The sequence below is a fragment of the Chryseobacterium sp. ERMR1:04 genome (assembly GCF_001297705.1).
Taxonomy (GTDB): Bacteria; Bacteroidota; Bacteroidia; order Flavobacteriales; family Weeksellaceae; genus Chryseobacterium.
In genome coordinates, this window is sequence record NZ_LIRF01000007.1 from 406622 (window position 1) to 427389 (window position 20768).

Sequence of the window (20768 nt, forward strand, 5' to 3'; positions counted from 1 at the left end):
TTTTGATTTGTGTTGTTATTCACAAAAAAAATACCACACGCTAGAAAGTGACAGATTGGCATCATTTATAATGGAATGAGGAGTTTATGGATTTTCAATGAAATGTCTTACTTTTAATCCTCAAAAAATTTTTTAAAATGAAGTTGAAATGTACAGTTTTTATTCTGCTCATCATGACCTGCTTTATGTATGGACAGAAAACACCTTTGAACCATTCTGTCTACGATAGCTGGCAAAATATGGGGGCTAGAAAAATCTCAAATGATGGAAAATGGATCGCCTATTCTGTGGATGCTCAGGAGGGAAATCCCAACCTTTCGTTATATTCAGTTAAAAATAAAAATTCAAAAACGTTTGCAAGAGGTACAAAATTAGAATTTACGAATGATTCCAGGTTTGCTGTTTTCCAAATTCGTCCGTTGTATCAAGATGTAAAAGCGGTAAAGGATAAAAAACTAAAAAAGAATAAATTAACAAAAGACAGTCTTGCGATAGTTGATTTTTTGAATGGTAAAACGGAAAAAATACCTAATGTAAAAGGATTTAAAATTCCTGAAAAAGGAGATTCTTATGTTGCTTATATTCTGGAAAATATAAAAGATAAATCTTCGGATGATGCTTCTGATAAGGAAGATGGAGACGAAAAAAAAGATGACGATGAAAATGCAAAGCCATTGCAGTTGGTGGTGCGAAATCTGTTGAATGGAAAAAGTACAACCTATGAGAATGTATTCCGCTATGAATTCAGTAAAAATGGAAAACAGCTCGTTTTTGTAACTAAAAAGCCTGAAGAGAAAACCAGTAAAGATAAAAATGAGAAGAAAGATTCATTAGATGAAAAATCTGTTACTAAAAAAGAGACGAATAAATCAAAGCCAAAGAAATATGCATTTCAAACCGTACAGGTAGTTAATTTGCAGACAGGTGCTGTAGATAAAATTTCTGAAATGGAAGGTGATTTTTCCCAGTTGTCTCTTGATGAAGAAGGAAGCCAGTTGGCATTTGTAGGAACTTCTTCTGCACAGAATGATTTAGTGAAACTGTATCAGCTGTATTATTTTAATTTTAAAGGAAATAAAAAAGAAATTATAACCAATGACAATTCGGAAATGAAAAAGAACTGGGTGATTTCTGAAAACCGTTTACCCAAATTCAGCAAAAACGGGAAGCAGCTCTATTTTGGTGTTGCCCCAAAACCTATAGCAAAAGATACCGCTATGATTGCAAATGACCATGCGGTTGTGGATATTTGGAATTATAAAGATGATTATCTGCAAACGGTACAACTAAAGGAGTTGAAAGATGATCTGAAAAAATCTTATGCAGCAGTAATGCAAACGGAAAAACCCAATTTGTTCAAAAATATTGATGGGGTAGATTTGGATACTTTACGAGTGGTAAACGAGGGAAATGCTGAATTTGCGCTAGGTATCACCAGTTTGAATAACCGCATTTCTTCACAATGGGAAGGGTCAACAAAGAAGACATACTTCATTATCGATAATAAAACTGGGGAAAGAACAGAAATCATTCACAATCTTAATGGCTCGGTTGCTGTATCTCCGCTAGGTAAGTTTGTTGTGATTTTTGACAGAGAAAAAGGAAAGTGGTTCAGCTATAATGTGAAGACAAAGCTAACACTTCCTTTGAATAGCGAATTGCCAGTTTCTTTCGTGGATGAAGAGTTTGATATGCCGGATTTTCCTGACCCCTATGGGATCGCATCATGGACGGATAATGATGAATCTGTGATTATCAAAGACCGTTATGATCTTTGGGAGTTTTTCCTTAACGGTTCAAAAAAGCCAAGAAATATTACAAATGGATTCGGACGTAAAAATAAAATAACATTTGAAACATACGATTTAGATAAAGATATTAAAAGTTTAAACCGAAAATCTTCTATTTATTTGTCGGCTTTTGATAATACATCCAAAGCGAACGGAATTTTTAAAACATCTATTCATTCAAACATTGATCCTATAAAGATTCAAATGGAAAATGTCTGGGGATACAGAACGCTTCAAAAAGCAAAAAATGCGGAAGAATATGTTTTAATTAAAGAATCATATACTGATTCTCCCAATATTTTTGCGACATCAGATTTCTCTAAACAGGACAAGCTGAGTGATACCAATCCACAGCAAAAGCTTTACAATTGGGGAACAGACGAATTGGTAAACTGGACAACACCCAAAGGAAATACATCTACAGGAGTTGTATACAAACCGGAAAATTTTGACCCAAATAAAAAATATCCTATGATTGTCTATTTCTATGAAAAACTTTCGGATAATCTGAATCGTTATGTAGCTCCGGCTCCAACGCCTTCAAGATTAAATATTTCTTATTTTGTGAGCAACGGATATTTGGTTTTTACTCCTGATATTTCTTATATCGACGGTTTTCCCGGAGAATCGGCAATGGAGTACATCAATTCAGGAGTTGAAAAGTTAAAAGAAAATTCTTGGGTAGATGCTGCTAAAATAGGAATTCAGGGGCAAAGTTGGGGAGGTTACCAAGTGGCCTATCTTATTGCTCATACCAATATGTATGCTGCGGCATGGAGTGGTGCTCCAGTTGTTAATATGACTTCTGCTTATGGAGGAATCAGATGGTCTTCAGGAATGAACCGACAGTTCCAGTATGAAAAATCCCAGAGTAGATTAGGGAAAAATCTATGGGAAGCGCCGGATCTTTATATTAAAAATTCACCACTTTTTACAATGGATAAAGTGAAAACTCCGGTCGTAATTATGAGTAATGATAAAGATGGAGCAGTGCCTTGGTATCAGGGAATTGAAATGTTTACCGCATTACGCCGTTTGGGGAAACAGGTTTGGCTTCTGAATTATAATGGAGATGATCACAATCTTATGAAACGCCAGAACAGAAAAGATATCCAAATCCGTGAACAGCAGTTTTTTGATTATTACCTTAAAGGTGCCAAAGCTCCGGCTTGGATGACAAAAGGTGTTCCTGCCACGCAAAAAGGAAAAGATTGGGGATTTGAGTTAACAGACGAAAAGCCTTAACATTGATAAATAAAAATCGGCGGCACCAAAGGTGCCGCCGATTTTGTTAAATATATCTTTAGAAATTACTGCTTTTTATTAGCAATTTCTTCTTTGATTTTATTTTCCAATTCCTCAGAAAGTTCAGGATTGTCTTTCAATAAATCTCTTACTGCATCACGACCTTGTCCCAATTTAGTTTCACCGTAGCTGAACCAAGAACCGCTTTTCTTTACAATTCCCATATCTACTGCTGCATCAAGGATTTCTCCTGTTTTAGATACCCCTTCACCATACATGATGTCGAATTCTGCCATTTTGAAAGGTGGAGCTACTTTGTTTTTCACAATTTTCACTTTTACACGGCTTCCTACAGCTTCATCTCCATTTTTGATAGGTGCACTTGCTTTTCTGATGTCTACTCTTACAGAAGCATAGAATTTCAATGCATTACCCCCTGTTGTTGTTTCAGGATTTCCGAACATTACCCCGATTTTCTCTCTCAACTGGTTGATGAAAATTACGGTACATTTTGTTCTAGAAATAGTCGCCGTTAATTTTCTCAACGCCTGAGACATCAATCTTGCATGAAGACCCATTTTAGAATCTCCCATTTCACCTTCAATCTCTGCCTTTGGAGTTAATGCAGCTACAGAGTCAATTACCACAATGTCAATTGCTCCTGAACGAATCAAGTTGTCAGCAATTTCCAGCGCTTGTTCACCGTTGTCTGGTTGAGAAATGATAAGGTTTTCAAGATCAATTCCTAGCTTTCCTGCATAGCCTCTGTCAAAAGCGTGTTCTGCATCAATAAATGCAGCAATTCCACCAGCTTTCTGAGCTTCAGCAATTGCATGAAGTGTTAAAGTTGTTTTACCTGAAGATTCAGGTCCTAGATTTCAGATGATTCTTCCTCTTGGATATCCGCCAACGCTAAAGCGATATCACTCTGAAGGAATATCCGATAGATGTGTAAAGAAAGTTGTTTTACCTGAAGATTCAGGTCCGTAGATTTCAATGATTCTTCCTCTTGGATATCCGCCAACGCCTAAAGCGATATCTAATCCTAAAGATCCTGAAGGAATAACTTCGATTGTAGTGTCAATATTGCTGTCACCCAATGTCATTACAGTTCCCTTTCCGTATGTTTTATCTAGCTTGTCAAGCACTAATGCTAATGCCTTTTTCTTATCTTCTATGTTGCTCATCTGTTGTTAAAATAATTGCTCAAAAATAGGGAATTTTACTTTCAAAAACTAATGTTATTTATTCTTGGAAATTGATATTATAGTTAAAAAAGTATAAAATTAATCATGTTAAGATACGTTGTATGTTATTCTGAATGAAATGACTAATCTATTAAATGAAAAATAAATTCTTAATCATTTGATATGGAAATGGTATTTTTAAAGTGATGTAAATTAATGAAAATTAGAGTTTTTCGTAACGCTTAAATAATCTTCCAATACTTTCAATTGAGCCTTGTTACCTCTTTTAATTCTAGTATCGCGACCGATTAAATTATCATAAATTTTGTTGATCACAATTTTTGTATTGGGGAAAATTGCTCTGTTAGGAACATCCGGAATTTGTAATCTTTTACAAACATCATCATCCAATAAAAACCATGTACAGCAAATGTGTAAATAGCGTAAATTTTTTCTTTGAAACTTAAATTTTAGAATGGGATTTTCCAGTGATTCATTCAAAAGAGAATGAGCCAGTAAGGCAGAATCTTTATCAGCGGGTGGCTGAACCGAAGTCCATAAATAAAAATATTCTGTCGCTTGTTTTTTATCGTCGGGTAATAAATTTTCAGGGATCCCTAATAGATATCCGACATATTTCCAAAGGTGAAACAGCCCTTTTTCTTCTTCAACGGAAAATGTATTTCCTAATTTTTTAAGACTGTGAAGGAATACCAAACTGAAACCGATGTACGTTGCCATCATATCCCATGAATTGATAGGTTCGCCCCAGTTTTCTGTGTCCCAGGCTTTGTAATGTTTTTTAATGGAAAGTCTTGCGTAGGAATGGATCAATCTTGTTTTAATGGCAAATTCATATCCTTTAGCATGAACTTCCAAAGCGTTGTATCTTGTTGCGTTTACCCAAAAGTCCAACGTCTCGGAAAGACGCTTTACCGCTCCTTTTTTTAAAGCTTCAGTGGCAATCAAAGGTTTGTTGAGATAAGCGTAATCGTAACCTCCAATTAAGCAGTAGTCTCTCAATGAAATTAATGAATCTATATTGCTTCTCATACAGAGTTCTGCGCCACTTTTCAGCAATTCATAATCAAGCCACTCGGGAATCTGTTGGGTTTGTAAAAATAATTTTTTTACACTTTCAGGAATATTGTCATTTACTGAAATTCCATTTCGGATGTAGCCTTCAATTTCTCTAGATGCCTCACTGAATTTTTTAGTGAGATAAACGTCTTTTACCACCTCATCACCCATCTCATCAACGTGATAAAAATAAGGAGCGAACTTTTCAAAATCTTTAAAACTCACCTCTGCTCCGGAAAATTCAGTAAGTTGTTTTCCGTTGCCTTTGCTCCAAAAGTCTTTGAAATGTTGAGAGTTCTTAAAACGAGGTTGTAAAGTTGCTTTTTCCATTGAATATAAAAATACAAGTTTTAAGCCGAAATTCCTTGGTGAGATTTATCAGGATTTAAAGGTGAATGGTTAATTGTGAAGTCGCTTTGCTTGTAAATTTTGATAAGATTAATTCATAATTTACCATTGTCTATTCATATTTGAAATTAAATAAGTCCCCATTCAAAAGCCTTTTTCACCAATTCTTTGCTGTTTCTTGAACTTGTTTTTGCTAAAATATTTCTTCTGTGCGTACGTACGGTATGTTCAGATAAGATGAGCATTTTAGATATTTCTGATCCGGAATATCCTTTGGCTATAAAAGATAAAACCTCGGTTTCTCTTTTGGTTAAATTCATACAGGGGTGATGAGGGATTGATTCATCATCAATCTTCATTTGGTGAAAATCATTTCTGGGACTTATTCCCGAAACCAATACCGTATACGGATTATGCTTTGTGATATGATGAATGTTCGTATGAATGTTGATAGACTGTATGAGGTGTCCATTTTCATCTTCCAGGGTCGGAATAGCCTGATGATGAAACAATTCATAATTTCCATTAGCCGTTTTCATTCTAAAACAATAGCTGGATTTCGTGAATAGTTGATGATCCAGACCAATTTCCAGCATCTTTTCAATAACAGTTTGTTCCGCTTTCATAACAAACGGAATGTCATCAGGATGGGTAAGATTAATGACTTCTCTTAGATTTTCCGGATATTTTTTTAAACCATGCATTTCATGATGGTTAGAAAGGGTACTGTTGGTAAGGTTTAATACATAATAATAATATTGCCCAATGCTAAACATTTCCCCAATGATTTTTTCAATAGGTGGTCTGTAGAGAATTTTATCATCGGATTTCCTGACCCCAGGGTAGGCTTTCCATACTTCAATTAAAGGGTGTTCCTCTTCAGAGTTGTGCATGATTGAGTTTTGCTTAAAAATAGTTAAAGATTTCTTAAAAATACCACAAAAGGGGGATTTTTTTATATAGAAAAAATTCTAAACTTTGTGTCATTAATAACCGTGAAAACTTTCTTTAAACTGTTTTGCTATACAGTTGGTATTTCTGAACATTATTCTTGGTTCAGAAAAATTTAATCAAACAATTAAAATATAAGAAATATGCTGTTTTGTGCAAAACAGTATATGAATCATAAAGTTTAAAATTTTCGTTAGCTGTTGAAAAGGATAAACTAAAAACCTCTCAAAATTTTTTGAGAGGTCTTTTTATTTTTAGGCTACATCTTTTTTGTAAGAAATGTTATTTTCGTTAAAAAACTCGATTAACTTTTGTTTGTCTTTTATAGAGAAGGATCTTTTTTTTCCGTTCTTTAGCTGTAAAAATACAATGTTGTTGTTTCCCATAATAAAAGATTTTCCATATTTCCCTGAAAGTCTGATGCCCCAACCTCCAAAATCGAGGAGGGGATTCGTTTTTACAATTTGAATTTCCTTGATTTCGTTCCATTCTATTTTTTTTGATGTAAAAGTAAACGGAAAGAAGCTGTATTCGAAGTAGCTTGTAGTGAGATGTAATGTAAGGAGTGAAAAGGTAAAAAGTAAAATAAGGGGAATGGTGATGTATACTATGGTCATGTCAAATTCTCCGTTTTTTGTACGGATCAAAGTGATTACAATGAACAGGGTAATAAGTATCCCTACAATAAATAGTGGAAATCGGGAGGTTTCGTGAAAGCTTTTTGAATTCATTTGTGCAGGTTTATTCCAAAAATACAAAAATATTGAACACAAAAAAACCTTCCAAAGGGAAGGTTTTATATCGTAAAGCTAAATTACTTTATTAGTTAGATAAAGAAGAAGCGTGTACAAGCATATCAACTAACTTGTTAGAATAACCCATTTCGTTGTCATACCAAGAAACAAGTTTTACAAAGTTAGGAGAAAGCATGATACCAGCGTCTTTATCAAAGATTGAAGTTCTCTTGTCTCCGATGAAGTCTTGAGAAACTACAGCATCTTCAGTATATCCAAGGATACCTTTCAATTCACCTTCAGAAGCAGCTTTAATTACAGCACAGATCTCTTCATAAGAAGCAGCCTTTTCAATTCTCACTGTTAAATCTACTACAGAAACGTCAACAGTTGGTACTCTGAAAGACATCCCTGTTAATTTTCCGTTCAATGAAGGGATTACTTTTCCTACCGCTTTAGCAGCACCTGTAGAAGAAGGAATAATATTGTTTAGAGCAGCTCTACCACCTCTCCAGTCTTTCGCAGAAGGACCGTCAACAGTTTTTTGAGTTGCAGTTGTAGCGTGTACAGTTGTCATTAAACCTTCTACGATTCCGAAGTTATCGTGGATAACTTTAGCTAAAGGAGCTAAACAGTTCGTTGTACAAGATGCGTTTGATAAGATTTTGATATCGTCAGTAAGTTCAGTGTGGTTCACACCCATTACATACATTGGAGTATCATCTTTAGAAGGAGCAGAAAGAATTACTTTTTTTGCACCAGCGTTGATGTGAGCCTGAGCAGAATCTTTAGACAAGAATAAACCTGTAGATTCTACAATATAATCAGCTCCAATTTCGTTCCACTTTAGGTTGTTTGGGTCTCTCTCAGCAGTTACTCTGATTCTTTTACCGTTTACCACAAGATCGTTACCTTCTACAGATACTTCTCCCGGGAAAATTCCGTGTACAGAATCATATTTTAACATGTAAGCCATGTATGTAGCATCGATAAGGTCATTGATTCCTACAACTTCGATGTTGTCTCTTTCAGTCATTGCTCTGAAAACAAGACGTCCAATTCTACCAAACCCGTTGATACCTACTTTAATTGTTGACATAATAGTTTGTTTTAATTTATAAAATATTAGATTGCTAAAATTTCTGAAATCAATAAAAGATCTTTATTAATTTCGTTATGTTTTTTAATGGCTTCTTCAATGGCTGTATATACCATATCATTGGAACGCATTCCTACCATTACGTTTGTTTGTCCTTCCATTAATCCTACCACGGCACCATATCCTAGTCTGCTTGCCAAAACTCTGTCTGCGCAGCTTGGTGATCCACCTCTTTGGATGTGTCCTAAGATAGCAACGCGAATGTCGTAATCAGGGAATTCCAATTTAGTTTTTTCGGCTAATTCGTAAATGTTGGCTAATTTTTCACCTTCAGCTACCACCACAATACTTGATGCTTTTCCTGTTTTTTCTCCTTTTCTGAAGTTTGCAAAAAGATCAGATATGCTGTCTTTTTTCTCAGGAATCAAAATGTCTAAAGCACCTGTTGCCAATCCGCTATTCAAAGCAATAAAACCTGCATCACGACCCATTACCTCAACAAAGAAAATTCTGTTGTGGGATGTTGCCGTATCACGGATCTTATCGATCGCTTCCATGGCAGTATTCAAGGCCGTATCATAACCAATGGTGTTATCAGTTCCGAAAATATCGTTATCGATGGTTCCGGGTACTCCCAAAACTCTGATTCCGAATTCTTCATTAAAGATCTTTGCCCCAGTGAAAGTTCCGTCTCCACCAATACAAACCAATGCATCAACACCGTGTTTTACACAGTTGTCATAGGCTTTCTGACGACCTTCTTTGGTTTTGAATTCCATGGATCGAGCGGATTTCAGAATGGTTCCCCCTTGGTTGATTATATTTTTTACGGAACGAGGTCCCATTTTCAGGAATTCGTCGTGGATAAGACCATTATAGCCTTCTCTTACTCCGTAGCATTCGATATTATAGTAATTTGCGGTTCTTACCACCGCTCTTAATGCAGCATTCATACCCGGAGCATCACCTCCTGAAGTAAGAACGGCAATTTTTTTTACAGCACTCTCTTTCATCTAGTAAAAAATTTCGAACACAAATCTACAAAAACAAGTTCAGATAATGGTAGTAAGTTTATAAGACTTTTGAATATAAATTATTAAAAATGTCTAAAATTAGTGGGTTTAAAGATATATCTCGCAGTTTGGGTTTCTGAAGCATTTACGTCCAAATCATACCAAGGCGAAATATTTTTATCAAAAGGATTGGAAAGTAGGTGAATCGATTGAGCAGGAGTGAATCCTTCGGCTAATAAAAATAACTTTTGACCTGCTTTGTTTTTGGCTACTCCGGAAATAAATACAACATGTCCCGGACTTCCCGGAGTGATTAAAATATCTCCGGTTTTCAAATCAGAATTTTTAATAACAGGTTTTGTTTCCTTATTTAAGGATATGGTTCCGGCATAATTAAAGATCAAATCTAAATAGTATCGAAAGCTTTTATAGGAATCATCGAAGGGCGAAGTTTTTCTAAAGCTTACCGAATTACCGTTAACGAATGCTCTGGTGCCATTTTTATAATCATTCCAACTGACCAGATCTCCGTTTGTAAAATGAAATTTTATCTCATCAAATTTTTTAGCTTTAAATAAATACTCAGCTCTCAGGCGGATAGCAGCATCAGCGCATTGTTGTAGATCTTTATTTCCGGTATCAATATCAAAGATAGCTTCATGAACGTTTTGTGTTGCAATGCGAGTTCCGTCATATTTTAAAATGGGGCTTCCGTAAGGTTTTAACGTAAAATTTTCAATAAAATATCCGAAGGAATCTGGTTTTTCATCAACCCATTCATAGTCTTTGGGTGGAGAGAATCTTTCTTTGATGGTGTTTTTATCTTTATTGATGTTAACTAACGCTTCAGAAATTGAATTTTCATTTCCATCAGTTTTAGTATTTGATGAGGTTTTATCATTTTTACAACTTAGGATTGTTGTTATCGTAATTAAAAATAATATTTTTTTCATGTGTGTTTTTTAAATTTATTGAAAGATAAAAAGTTTTGTTGGAGAATCGCTAAGGCGCAATTTCTTTTAATAACAATGTACTTTAAGACGCAAGGATTTTATCTACGATAAAATGTAAGGTGCAAAATTATTACAGTGTTAATGGTATAAGCGGATATTCAAAAAAGTATTTAAACAGTATCTTCAGGAATCAATAATTTCCCCCAATCATTCAGTTGCCAAAGAATTTTAACTAGTTTTTCTCCAAGATCGGTTAGGCTGTATTCAACTCTGGGAGGAAGTTCATGAAAAGATTCTTTCATTAAAATTCCATCAGCAACCATTTCACTCAGCTGTTGATTCAGAACTCTTCGGTCAACTTTAGCAATTCCTCGAAGAAATTCACTCGGACGTTTTTTGCCTTCATTGATTTGCCAGACAATAGGAATCTTCCATTTTCCACTGATGGTATTGACGGCAACTTCCAACGGACAAATTTTATTTTCTACAGCAGATTCTTTTGTATTCATAAAATTGATTTTTTTATCCCTATGGGTGAAAAATATGCGGTATTGCTTATGATGTAAAGCTTTTCGACCTTTGTAAAAATATAAAATTTTAAAGAAGGGCTCTTTCTTTACAATAGATAAAAAACTTGTTTAAACTTTTTATTTTAACCACAAAAGAGATAAAAGATTAGCATATTATTTATTTAAGTTCATAATGAACTGCAAACAAGAACACATAAGTTTAAAAAAATCTTTGATTTTTATTCTTTTGTAAGCTTTGTCTTCAAGTAGTTCAACTTTAAATGATTCAATAATAGCTTTTGTATCTTTTGTGGTTAAATTTTTTAATTAGTTTAAACAGGCTTAATATAAAGCTTATTATTAAACTGAAAAAAAGAAAACATTAGCCTTTAATGCGGTTAAATTTAGAATTAGTTTAAACAGACTTAAAAATAAAAGTAATGGAAAAACGGAAAGGCGCTCGTTCCACAAAAGATATTCCAAAAGATATTTTAGACCAATTAAATCGTGGCGAAATAGAAACGGAAAATCTTACGGAATGGCTGGCAGTAGATCAAAAAATATTGCTTGAAAATTTATTGAAACAAAATAATAGATTAGATTACCTGAAAGAAATTTTAGAACAGGTAAATGGTTTGAGAAAACAAACCGTGAATACTATCAATGAAGCAATCGGAACAGAAATTTTAAACTTGGTTTTAAAAAATAAAGATGATGGATTTTTAGCTGTTATTTCAACGCATTCGTCAGATTTAGTGCGTTGTTGGGCAACGTATACCATTGGTAAAGATCCTGATATAACGATTGGTGAAAAGTTGGAAAGGATTAAAGTTTTTGCTGCAGATCAACATTTTGGTGTTCGTGAGATTTGTTGGATGGCTGTTAGGCCAGATATTTCAACTCACCTCCATGAAGCTTTGTCGATTTTATCAACTTGGACGAATAGCCAAGACGAAAATGTAAGACGTTTTTCAAGCGAATCAACACGACCGCGTGGGGTTTGGTGTGCACATATTGATGCATTAAAACAAAATCCTGAATTAGGGTTGGTAATTTTGGAGCATATGAAATCCGATTCTTCAAAATATGTTCAGGACAGTGTAGGAAATTGGCTGAACGACGCCAGTAAATCACAACCTGATTTTGTGAGAAATCTATGTGAAAAATGGCTTGAAGAAAGCCCGACAAAAGAAACAGCATATATTGTTAAAAGAGCATTGCGAACCATTGAGAAATAAAATAATTACCTCACCTTTTTTCCGTTAAATACTTCCAATATCTCTTCGGAACGTGTTGGATATGTAATTTTAAATTCTTCCTTTCAACAATATTAGTCTTCGTAAAATACCGCTGCCAAAGCGTTTGATACTGGTTTTCTTCATCATGGAACTTTTGCTGATACTTATTTAGGTCTAGTTTTTCATCAGGATAAAAGAAATCGCAGTTTTCAAGATCGTATAAGATACCGTAGTTTCTTCTGAGGTCGTAAATCATCCATTTCTGATCCTGATAACGGTCTTTAAAATGTTTCCGGATTAAGGGAAGTACATTGAAATCGGGATCTATTTTAGCAAAGAAAACATCGTCCTGCATTTTTTCAAAACGAACAAAAGCAGTCATTCGGTGTCTTTCTCTACTAACAGATTTGCAGATCTTAGATATTTTCAGGATATCGTTATCTGCATAGTTTTGCAGAATATTTTCTTTGGGATTTTTTATAGATTGCTTTACGGCGGATAATATAAGCTGCTCCAATGCTATATCTTCGGATAGATAAACTTTTACCAATTCATGAATTCCTGCCTTACCAATATTTTCTTCTAGTTTATTTAAAACCCGCTCAGATTTTGCTTCCTGCGTAATCACTTCATGAATTTCCGCAAAAATATTCTCCTGATGAAATCTTTCCCTGCTTACAATTTCCACATCTTTATACTTATACTCGAAAACCTCGAATATTGCAGTAAAAAGTCCGTCGAAACTGCCGTCGTAGAGTAAAGTGGTCATTTAGAAAAATAATAAAAATCTTTTTAAAATAATATTAGTCAAATTTATTTTCTAATATTGTTAGTCAAATTTACAATACAATATGTTTACTTTATTATTACCAGACAGAATGTTTAAAAATTTAATGATTTTGTTACTTGTTACTTTCTTCAATGGTGCTGTTGCCCAAAAAAGAATTCGCGAGTTAGGAATAAGACCGGGAGTTTTACAGCCGGGTAAACAAAACAGCATTACTGATGTCGACGGTGTTTTAGTAGGACATAAAACTGTAATAAAAGGAGAAAACGTCAGAACTGGCGTTACAGCTATTATACCTCACAACGGAAATCTTTTTCAGCAAAAAGTACCTGCAGGTATATTTGTGGGTAACGGCTTTGGGAAACTTGCAGGCTTTACGCAGGTAATGGAACTAGGTAATCTTGAAACCCCAATAATACTAACGAATACTTTAAATGTAAGTACCGGAATCAGTGCCTTAGTTAATTATACTCTTCAACAAAAAGGAAATGAAAAAGTTCAATCTGTAAATGCTGTGGTTGGGGAAACTAATGATGGATGGTTAAACGATATTCGAGGCCGTCATATTTTGGAAAGTGATGTTCTTGAGGCAATACAGAGAGCTAGTAGCTTGGTAGTAGAAGGAAATGTTGGAGCCGGCACAGGGACAACATGTTTTGCTTTTAAAGGTGGAATTGGTACTTCATCCCGTAAACTTCCTCAAAGTCTAGGAGGATATACAGTTGGAGTTTTGGTTCAAACCAATTTTGGTGGGGTTTTACAGGTTGATGGTGTTCCGGTTGGAAAAGAATTAAAAAAGTTTTCATTTAGTAATCAGCTACTAAATAATGTTGATGGTTCTTGTATGATTATTATTGCAACTGATGCCCCCTTAGATAGTCGTAATTTAGAAAGATTAGCAGCAAGAGCAATGATTGGAGTAGGAAGAACAGGAGGAATAATGTCTCATGGTAGCGGAGAGTATGCAATTGCATTTTCAACAGATTTAGAATCAAGAATTCAGAATCAACCCGAAAGTTCAGTAAAAAATGTTCCAAATCTGCATAATGATTATACATCACAATTATTTCTTGCTGCAATCGAAGCAACAGAGGAAGCTGTATTAAACTCTCTTACAATGGCAATTACTGTGACAGGGAATGAAGGGCATAAAGTAGAATCAATTCCTTTAGATAAATTAAAGGATTTGCTGAAAAAATATAATCGTATTCCGTAATTTATGAAAAAAAAGATGATTTAAAAAAGGGTCAACTGCTGCGAAAACTGATTCTGAAACTTAGAAGTACTTCCTCCAATTAAAAGCTTTCTGAGATTAATATCCGTCAAATATCTCAAATGAATATTTCCTGCAGTAAAATCAATAAAATATTTGGCTCTATTTACCGCTGCTCCTAATTTTTTTAAATGTTCTATTGTCAACACCTGAAAACGTCTTGCACTCACAATTTTTTGAGCTGTTTTTACGCCGATTCCTGGAATTCTTAAAATAAGTTGATACTCTGCGGTTTGTAAATTGATGGGGAATTGATGAAGATTTCTCAACGCCCAGCTTAATTTGGGATCAACTTCCAGATCCAGAAATGGCATCGTTGGATCTAAAATTTCTTCCGCTCTAAAACCATAAAATCTCATCAACCAATCCGATTGATAAAGACGGTTTTCCCTAAGCATCGGAACTTCCGTCGTTAAAGAAGGCAATCTTTTATCTTCCAAAACAGGAACGTAACCGGAGTAATACACTCTTTTTAGATTAAAGTTTTTATAAAAATGATCGGCAACTTTAATGATCTGTAAGTCATTTTCATTCGTTGCTCCAACAATCATTTGGGTAGACTGTCCGGCAGGCGCAAACTTCGGAACTTTTCTGAAAATTTTCTTTTCATCTTGATATTGCGTAATTCCTTTTTGAATGTATTTCATCGGATTGAGCATATCCTGTCTGTTTTTTTCTGGAGCTAATAATTTCAATCCACTTTCTGTGGGAATTTCAATATTAATAGATAATCTGTCGGCATACAAAGCGGCTTCCTGCATCAATTCATCACTCGCTCCGGGAATTGATTTTAAATGAATATATCCGTTGAAATTTTCTTCCAAACGTAATTTTTTCGCCACACGAACCAAACGTTCCATTGTAGTGTCGGCATTTTTAAAAATACCTGAGCTTAAAAATAATCCTTCGATATAATTTCTTCGGTAAAAATTAATGGTTAGGTCTACGACTTCTTCCACCGTGAATCCGGCTCTTTTAATATCATTTGAACTTCTGGAAACACAGTACGCACAATCGTAAATACAATGATTGGTCAAAAGAATTTTGAGAAGAGACACACATCGCCCGTCTTCGGTATAGGTATGGCAAATTCCGCTTGCGGAACTGTCTCCCAAAGCGCCTTTTTTATTCTTTCTCGAACCTCCGCTGGATGAGCACGAAACATCATATTTCGCTGCATCGGCAAGGATTTCGAGTTTTTCTTTCAGACGTTCAAAATTCATTTTTTTAATTGAAAATATTAATATTAGCCTGTGTTTTCTGTTCAAATGTAGTTCCAAAATTGATAAATATCAATCTTTTTTGATGGAAGTTATCCACAATTGGCAGAGACAAAATTACTATATTTACGGTCATTAATTTATGCGTGAAATCGTAAACTTACGATTATATCTCACTCATCATAAAAAAGATCCATATGAACCATAAACCCGTAGAAGGTTTTTCCAAACTGACAAAACAAGGGAAAATCGACTGGCTTGTCACTGAATATCTTGAAGGAAACGAAGAATATCAAAATATATTAAAACAATATTGGAATGATAATGCTGATCTTCAGAAGCTTCATGAAGAGTTTTCTGAAAATACAATCTCCAATTTTTATATGCCTTACGGGATTGCTCCCAACTTTTTAATCGACGGAAAACTATTGGCTCTTCCGATGGCGGTTGAGGAAAGTTCTGTTGTGGCGGCAGCTTCCAAGGCAGCTAAATTCTGGATTGATAAAGGAGGTTTCAAGACCACCATTATCAATACGGAAAAATTAGGCCACACCCACTTTATATTTAACGTAGAATCTCATAAACTGCAACATTTTTTTAATTTTAAATTAAAGAAAAAATTGTTTGAGGCTACAGAAAGTATTACGGCGAACATGAGAAATCGTGGTGGTGGAATTTTAGATATCAAATTGGTTGATAAAACTTCTGAAATGGCACATTACTATCAGCTTAAAGCAAGTTTTGATACCGTAGATTCTATGGGCGCGAATTTTATTAATTCATGTCTTGAGCAATTCGGTAAAACACTGAAAGAAGAGGTTGCAAAAGATGAAGATTTCACACAGGAAGAAAAAGATTCTTTGCAGGTTGTGATGAACATTCTTTCTAATTTCACGCCTGACTGTATTGTAAGAGCTGAGGTTTCTTGCAAAATTGAAGACTTGAAAGACGACAGCGGAATTTCCAATGAAGAGTTTGCCAGAAAATTTAAACAAGCAGTTACGATTGCTGAGATTGAACCTTTCCGTGCGACAACGCATAATAAAGGCGTGATGAATGGAGTAGATGCTGTAGTAATTGCAACAGGAAATGACTTCAGAGCAACAGAAGCTTGCGCTCATGCTTATGCTGCGAGAGACGGACAATACAGGTCATTAACGCATTGTACAACCGATAACGGAGTTTTCAGATTCTGGATCGATCTTCCGATTTCTGTAGGAGTTGTGGGTGGTTTAACAAATCTTCATCCTTTGGTAAAATTCTCTTTAGCTTTACTTGGTAAGCCTTCTGCTCAGGAATTGATGAGTATTTTGGCGGTTTCCGGTTTGGCTCAAAACTTTGGAGCATTACGTTCTTTGGTGACAACAGGGATTCAGAAAGGTCACATGAAAATGCATTTATTCAATATCCTGAACCAAATGGGAGCAACGGAAGAAGAAAAGCAGCATTTTGTGACGTATTTTAAAGATAAAACGGTTACGCACCACGAAGTTATCAATGAATTTAACAGATTAAGAGGACAATAATGATTCAGATAATTTTACCCATCATATTCCTGATATTTGGGATCTTTTTAAAAGTAACAAAACTAAGAGGCTTTCAAAGTTCAAAGAAATTTGGCATTATGTTTATCATTTTGGGAATCTCTACGTTAGTTGCCAGATTTATTACGCTCTATTTAAATTCAAAATAGTGAAAAGTAAAATTTTATTCTTTATCTTGATTTATGGTTTAAGTTTTTCACAACAAAAAAATGTGAAGATCAATAATCTGCAACCCAAATCTGAAGACTATGTTTTTCCGGTAATTTCTTACAGCGAAAAACCTTCGGTAGAGAATAAGATCAATACGTATTTACAGGTAGATGGATTAGAATATATTCCAAATTCGGGAGGAAATCCTTTTAAACGAGCTTCTACAGCTACCAATTCTTACACAAACTATGTTCAGTTTTACAGTTGGGAGCAATTGGAGACACCTAAAAATATCTTGAGTATTGCCATGGATGGCGAAGCAACAGGAGCTTATCCTGAAAGTTTTTCTAATTGGAAGAATTTTGATTTGAGAACGGGAAATTATATTAATCTTCAAGATCTATTTCAACCCAATTCAATGAAGACCGTTGAAAATTTAATTAATCAAAGGGTTAAAAAAAGGATCAATGATTTTCTTACGGAACTTAAATTTTATAAGGATAATTCTGAGGATGGAAAAGAGCAGATCGAAATCTACGAAAACTGTTTTACAGACAATACCCTTGAATATTTAGAATACTTTTTTGGAAAAGATAAACTCACGGTGGTTGTAGGAAGATGTTCTAATCATGCTTCGAGAGCGTTGGATGATTTGGGAAGTCATGAAATAGTCTTTCCGTATAAGGAATTGGAAAAGTACTGGAGTTCCTATGCTCAAAATTTACTTTCCGGTTCTGAACAAATTGTTGCCCACCTCACGATACAAAACAGATTGTATAAAGGGAAGATTGATAAGAAATATCCTATTACCCTTTTGGTCAAACGAACATATGATGATGGAGGTTTTTCTGCTGTATATTGGTATGATAAAAATAAAAAATTCATAGAATGGAGTGGAACGCTTAAAAATAATCATATCTCGATCACAGAAAACGATTACCATAGTGAAGAATTAAAAGCCTGGATTCCGAGAGCTTTCATAGAAGCAGATTTGAAAGGAAATAAAATAACAGGAACCTGGCAGGATTATAAAACGAAAAAATATTTAAATCTAGAATTAGAAGAATTATAAAAATGAAAACAATAACTTTAGTCTTTGGTGCTGTTTACGGCATGTTATCAGTAATTTTAGGTGCATTCGGCGCGCACGCTTTAAAGAAAATATTATCTGTGGAAAGACTGGAAAGTTTTGAAACAGGAGTAAGATATCAGATGTATGCTGCTTTCTTTTTATTGATCGTAGGATATATTTTAAAGTTTGAAACTTCATCAGAAAAATGGGTTTCTATTTTAATGATTGCGGGAACGATGCTGTTTTCGTTCAGTATTTATTTCTTGAGTCTACAGGATTACTTAGGAGCAAACCTGAAATTTTTAGGCCCTATCACACCACTTGGAGGTTTGTTGATGATTATCAGCTGGGGAATGCTGATTGTTTATTTTGCTAAGAATAGAATTTAATCATCACGATCTCATCAAAAAAATAAGTCTGCGATATTTTGTGTAGATTGTTTACCGAAAAATCAAACCATGAAGCCTCGTTTTTTATTATTTTTTATTGCGTTTATCATCTCTTCTGCAAGTGTTCAGAAAATGAATGCACAGGAGAAGAAGCCATTAATGAATGGAAATATTTTAACTGAAGTAAAAAATATACAAAAGCGTTTTTCTGATAGCGTTCAGCGGTATGATTATAAAAAAGATCAGGTTGTATATGGTCAAAAGTATAGAACTTTTTACGGTGAAAAATTAGACAATCTAAAAAAACTGTATCAAAATATCTATGACAAAGAGGTGATGATCGGAAAGATAGATCCCAATATTTCATTTAAAACAGCGGGCGAAATACAACCCGAAAATAATGTGACTCAAACAGGAAGTAACCCTCCGGAGCAAGTGAAAAATGCTCCTGTTGATATTAGCGAAGTTGAAAATTTTCAACAGCTTGCAGAGTTGAAAAAACGCTTAACAGCTGAATTTCCTGTTTATTTGATAAATGATTATGAGGGAGGAACCTATCGTTGTCATTTGAATTTTATGATTGATATTGATGGAAAATTCAAAAACGTAAAATATAAAGGAGCCTCTGATACAGAATTCGGTATCATCAGTGCATTGTTCCTATACGCCATTGGAGGCTTGGAAAAACCTTTGCTGTATCATAAAAAACCGATTGTACAAAACTTTGCACAGCCCATTGTGTTAAGATTCGAATAAATAAAACACGCAGTATAAAAACTGAAATATTCAGTAAAGGCAAATGATGATATTCTTTTAGTATTTAAAATAAATTAAAATGAAAATCAACAGAAGAAGGCGAATTATCAAAACATTTGATCTTTTGGATCAGCCCATTAGGTTTAATCCGTTTGTGTTTAGCCGGACTTTTTTTATGTGGGCTTTTACAGGTCTGGTAGGTGGAATTATAGCAGGATTATATTGGATCGTGCTTGAACATTTTACTGAGTTTTTGGCTCAATTTCAAGGTTGGATGGTTATTCCTACAATGGCCATTTGTGGATTGTTGGCTGGTTTGGTGATTCACTTTATCGGAGATCCGGGAGAAATTCATTTGATCGTCAATAATATCAGATTTAATAAAGGAAAATTAGAACCGAAAAATAATCCTTCCATGATTTTGTCATCTCTTTTTTGTGTGGCATCGGGAGGAAGTTTAGGTCCGGAAGCACCTTTGGTTCAGGTGACGGGCTCTACAGGAACTTGGCTCGGGAAAATTTTCAGATTGAAAGGAGAAGAATTACGTTCTTTAAGTATTGCCGGAATGGCATCCGGTTTTACGGCGCTGTTCGGCGCTCCGCTTGGAGGAAGTCTTTTCTCTTTAGAAATTCTACATCATAAACACGCGGTTGAATATTATAAAGCCATTATTCCTGCGTTGGTAGCGAGCTGTTTCAGTTATCTGATGTTTGCTTTGATCATCCATTTGGGAATCGGGGCGACTTGGGATTTGAAGGCCTATCATTACACCGGGGTTTATGATTTTGCTTATGCAACAGCGTTTGGAATTGTAGGAACATTGTTTGGTTGGATTTTTATTTTTGTGGTTAAATTTTTCAAGAAAGTTTTTGAATACAGAAATTTACCCATCTATATTAAAACGTTTGTAGGCGGCGTTATTTTAGGAATTATTGCTTTCTATTTTCCGATTACAAGATATTTCGGGCATAACGAGATCAACCAAATCATCAACGGAAATTTTGCATTAAACTTTTTAATTTTAATCTTAATTTTTAAAATAGTAGCAATCGCCATTACCGTAACTTCAGGCTGGAGAGGTGGTTTTATCATTCCGCTTTTCTTTGTGGGAACAACGCTGGGATTAATTATCCACAATTTATTTCCAACCGTTGATACAACGTTGGCAATTGTAAGTTGTATGGCTGCGATCAATGCCTGTGTAACAAGAACTCCAATGAGTACAACGATTATTTTGGGAACCTTAACAGGATTTACGTATTTCGTACCGATTCTTTTTGCGAGTCTAACAGGATATTTCTTAGCACCAAGAATTCCATTTATTGGTTCTCAGTCTGAAAAACTGGCTGAGGAATAAAGCGTTGTTTTAACAAATTACAATAATAAACTTGTTTACAGTTTTTCTTTTAACCACAAAAGAGTCAAAAGAA

The 20768-nt window shown here is 34.7% G+C and carries 17 protein-coding genes and 1 pseudogene; 8 read left to right on the forward strand and 10 right to left on the reverse strand.

All coding sequences use genetic code 11. The features are described from left to right. Positions 1 to 137 precede the first annotated feature (137 nt). Positions 138 to 3035: a prolyl oligopeptidase family serine peptidase gene (locus tag AMQ68_RS16570; protein ID WP_054511718.1), complete on the forward strand. Its 2898-nt coding sequence runs from the start codon at positions 138 to 140 to the stop codon at positions 3033 to 3035. Positions 3036 to 3100: 65 nt separating this feature from the next. Here the strand turns inward: AMQ68_RS16570 and recA are convergent. From recA to AMQ68_RS16610, 8 genes and pseudogenes are all read right to left on the reverse strand, one after another. Further along, a pseudogene (gene recA, locus AMQ68_RS16575) lies at positions 3101 to 4207 on the reverse strand (recombinase RecA); the annotation flags it as partial. A gap of 228 nt (positions 4208 to 4435) precedes the next feature. Beyond that, positions 4436 to 5632 carry an oxygenase MpaB family protein gene (locus AMQ68_RS16580; protein WP_054511719.1) on the reverse strand — a complete coding sequence of 399 codons (1197 nt, stop codon included), beginning with the start codon at positions 5630 to 5632 and terminating at the stop codon, positions 4436 to 4438. 146 nt (positions 5633 to 5778) lie between these two features. Continuing rightward, positions 5779 to 6543, reverse strand: a complete 765-nt coding sequence (locus AMQ68_RS16585) for a helix-turn-helix transcriptional regulator (protein ID WP_054511720.1) — start codon at positions 6541 to 6543, stop codon at positions 5779 to 5781. Positions 6544 to 6855: 312 nt separating this feature from the next. Next, positions 6856 to 7332, reverse strand: a complete 477-nt coding sequence (locus AMQ68_RS16590) for a hypothetical protein (protein WP_054511721.1) — start codon at positions 7330 to 7332, stop codon at positions 6856 to 6858. Between the two features lie 91 nt (positions 7333 to 7423). Further along, on the reverse strand, positions 7424 to 8434 hold the full coding sequence (gene gap, locus AMQ68_RS16595) for a type I glyceraldehyde-3-phosphate dehydrogenase (protein WP_054511722.1): 1011 nt from the start codon (positions 8432 to 8434) through the stop codon (positions 7424 to 7426). Positions 8435 to 8460: 26 nt separating this feature from the next. Next, the gene (pfkA, locus tag AMQ68_RS16600) at positions 8461 to 9447 is read right to left on the reverse strand and encodes a 6-phosphofructokinase (protein ID WP_054511723.1); all 987 of its coding nucleotides are present in this window, start codon (positions 9445 to 9447) and stop codon (positions 8461 to 8463) included. A gap of 83 nt (positions 9448 to 9530) precedes the next feature. Further along, the gene (locus tag AMQ68_RS16605; RefSeq protein WP_054511724.1) at positions 9531 to 10400 is read right to left on the reverse strand and encodes a DUF4846 domain-containing protein; all 870 of its coding nucleotides are present in this window, start codon (positions 10398 to 10400) and stop codon (positions 9531 to 9533) included. A 170-nt stretch (positions 10401 to 10570) separates the two neighbouring features. Then, entirely contained in the window at positions 10571 to 10909 is a 339-nt protein-coding gene (locus AMQ68_RS16610; protein WP_054511725.1) for a helix-turn-helix domain-containing protein, read from the reverse strand. Positions 10910 to 11349: 440 nt separating this feature from the next. On the opposite strand from AMQ68_RS16610, the gene AMQ68_RS16615 reads away from it, so the two are divergent. Continuing rightward, on the forward strand, positions 11350 to 12147 hold the full coding sequence (locus AMQ68_RS16615; RefSeq protein WP_054511726.1) for a DNA alkylation repair protein: 798 nt from the start codon (positions 11350 to 11352) through the stop codon (positions 12145 to 12147). A gap of 10 nt (positions 12148 to 12157) precedes the next feature. Here the strand turns inward: AMQ68_RS16615 and AMQ68_RS16620 are convergent, their stop codons facing one another. Further along, positions 12158 to 12916, reverse strand: coding sequence for a TIGR03915 family putative DNA repair protein (locus tag AMQ68_RS16620; RefSeq protein WP_054511727.1), 759 nt, complete (start codon positions 12914 to 12916; stop codon positions 12158 to 12160). 124 nt (positions 12917 to 13040) lie between these two features. Between AMQ68_RS16620 and AMQ68_RS16625 the strand changes: the two genes are divergently transcribed. After that, a complete protein-coding gene (locus tag AMQ68_RS16625) occupies positions 13041 to 14150 on the forward strand; it encodes a P1 family peptidase (protein WP_241775160.1) in 1110 nt (369 codons plus the stop codon). Positions 14151 to 14170: 20 nt separating this feature from the next. On the opposite strand, the gene AMQ68_RS16630 is transcribed toward AMQ68_RS16625, so the two are convergent. Next, entirely contained in the window at positions 14171 to 15430 is a 1260-nt protein-coding gene (locus AMQ68_RS16630) for a putative DNA modification/repair radical SAM protein (RefSeq protein WP_054511728.1), read from the reverse strand. 194 nt (positions 15431 to 15624) lie between these two features. On the opposite strand from AMQ68_RS16630, the gene AMQ68_RS16635 reads away from it, so the two are divergent. The 5 genes from AMQ68_RS16635 (at position 15625) to AMQ68_RS16655 (ending at position 20695) form a co-directional block, all read left to right on the forward strand. Further along, on the forward strand, positions 15625 to 16953 hold the full coding sequence (locus AMQ68_RS16635; protein WP_054511729.1) for a hydroxymethylglutaryl-CoA reductase, degradative: 1329 nt from the start codon (positions 15625 to 15627) through the stop codon (positions 16951 to 16953). A gap of 166 nt (positions 16954 to 17119) precedes the next feature. Next, positions 17120 to 18193 (forward strand): hypothetical protein, encoded by a 1074-nt coding sequence (locus tag AMQ68_RS16640; RefSeq protein ID WP_054511730.1) that lies wholly within the window; start codon positions 17120 to 17122, stop codon positions 18191 to 18193. A 2-nt stretch (positions 18194 to 18195) separates the two neighbouring features. Next, positions 18196 to 18582 carry a DUF423 domain-containing protein gene (locus AMQ68_RS16645; protein ID WP_054511731.1) on the forward strand — a complete coding sequence of 129 codons (387 nt, stop codon included), beginning with the start codon at positions 18196 to 18198 and terminating at the stop codon, positions 18580 to 18582. Positions 18583 to 18651: 69 nt separating this feature from the next. Continuing rightward, positions 18652 to 19338, forward strand: a complete 687-nt coding sequence (locus AMQ68_RS16650) for a hypothetical protein (RefSeq protein WP_054511732.1) — start codon at positions 18652 to 18654, stop codon at positions 19336 to 19338. Positions 19339 to 19417: 79 nt separating this feature from the next. Further along, on the forward strand, positions 19418 to 20695 hold the full coding sequence (locus AMQ68_RS16655) for a chloride channel protein (protein ID WP_054511733.1): 1278 nt from the start codon (positions 19418 to 19420) through the stop codon (positions 20693 to 20695). Positions 20696 to 20768 lie beyond the last annotated feature (73 nt).

Coding starts and splice junctions, on each gene's coding strand:
- AMQ68_RS16570 (WP_054511718.1), top strand. CDS start 138: ATGAAGTTGAAATGTACAGTTTTTATTCTGCTCATCATGACCTGCTTT.
- AMQ68_RS16580 (WP_054511719.1), bottom strand. CDS start 5,632: ATGGAAAAAGCAACTTTACAACCTCGTTTTAAGAACTCTCAACATTTC.
- AMQ68_RS16585 (WP_054511720.1), bottom strand. CDS start 6,543: ATGCACAACTCTGAAGAGGAACACCCTTTAATTGAAGTATGGAAAGCC.
- AMQ68_RS16590 (WP_054511721.1), bottom strand. CDS start 7,332: ATGAATTCAAAAAGCTTTCACGAAACCTCCCGATTTCCACTATTTATT.
- gap (WP_054511722.1), bottom strand. CDS start 8,434: ATGTCAACAATTAAAGTAGGTATCAACGGGTTTGGTAGAATTGGACGT.
- pfkA (WP_054511723.1), bottom strand. CDS start 9,447: ATGAAAGAGAGTGCTGTAAAAAAAATTGCCGTTCTTACTTCAGGAGGT.
- AMQ68_RS16605 (WP_054511724.1), bottom strand. CDS start 10,400: ATGAAAAAAATATTATTTTTAATTACGATAACAACAATCCTAAGTTGT.
- AMQ68_RS16610 (WP_054511725.1), bottom strand. CDS start 10,909: ATGAATACAAAAGAATCTGCTGTAGAAAATAAAATTTGTCCGTTGGAA.
- AMQ68_RS16615 (WP_054511726.1), top strand. CDS start 11,350: ATGGAAAAACGGAAAGGCGCTCGTTCCACAAAAGATATTCCAAAAGAT.
- AMQ68_RS16620 (WP_054511727.1), bottom strand. CDS start 12,916: ATGACCACTTTACTCTACGACGGCAGTTTCGACGGACTTTTTACTGCA.
- AMQ68_RS16625 (WP_241775160.1), top strand. CDS start 13,041: ATGATTTTGTTACTTGTTACTTTCTTCAATGGTGCTGTTGCCCAAAAA.
- AMQ68_RS16630 (WP_054511728.1), bottom strand. CDS start 15,430: ATGAATTTTGAACGTCTGAAAGAAAAACTCGAAATCCTTGCCGATGCA.
- AMQ68_RS16635 (WP_054511729.1), top strand. CDS start 15,625: ATGAACCATAAACCCGTAGAAGGTTTTTCCAAACTGACAAAACAAGGG.
- AMQ68_RS16645 (WP_054511731.1), top strand. CDS start 18,196: ATGAAAACAATAACTTTAGTCTTTGGTGCTGTTTACGGCATGTTATCA.
- AMQ68_RS16650 (WP_054511732.1), top strand. CDS start 18,652: ATGAAGCCTCGTTTTTTATTATTTTTTATTGCGTTTATCATCTCTTCT.
- AMQ68_RS16655 (WP_054511733.1), top strand. CDS start 19,418: ATGAAAATCAACAGAAGAAGGCGAATTATCAAAACATTTGATCTTTTG.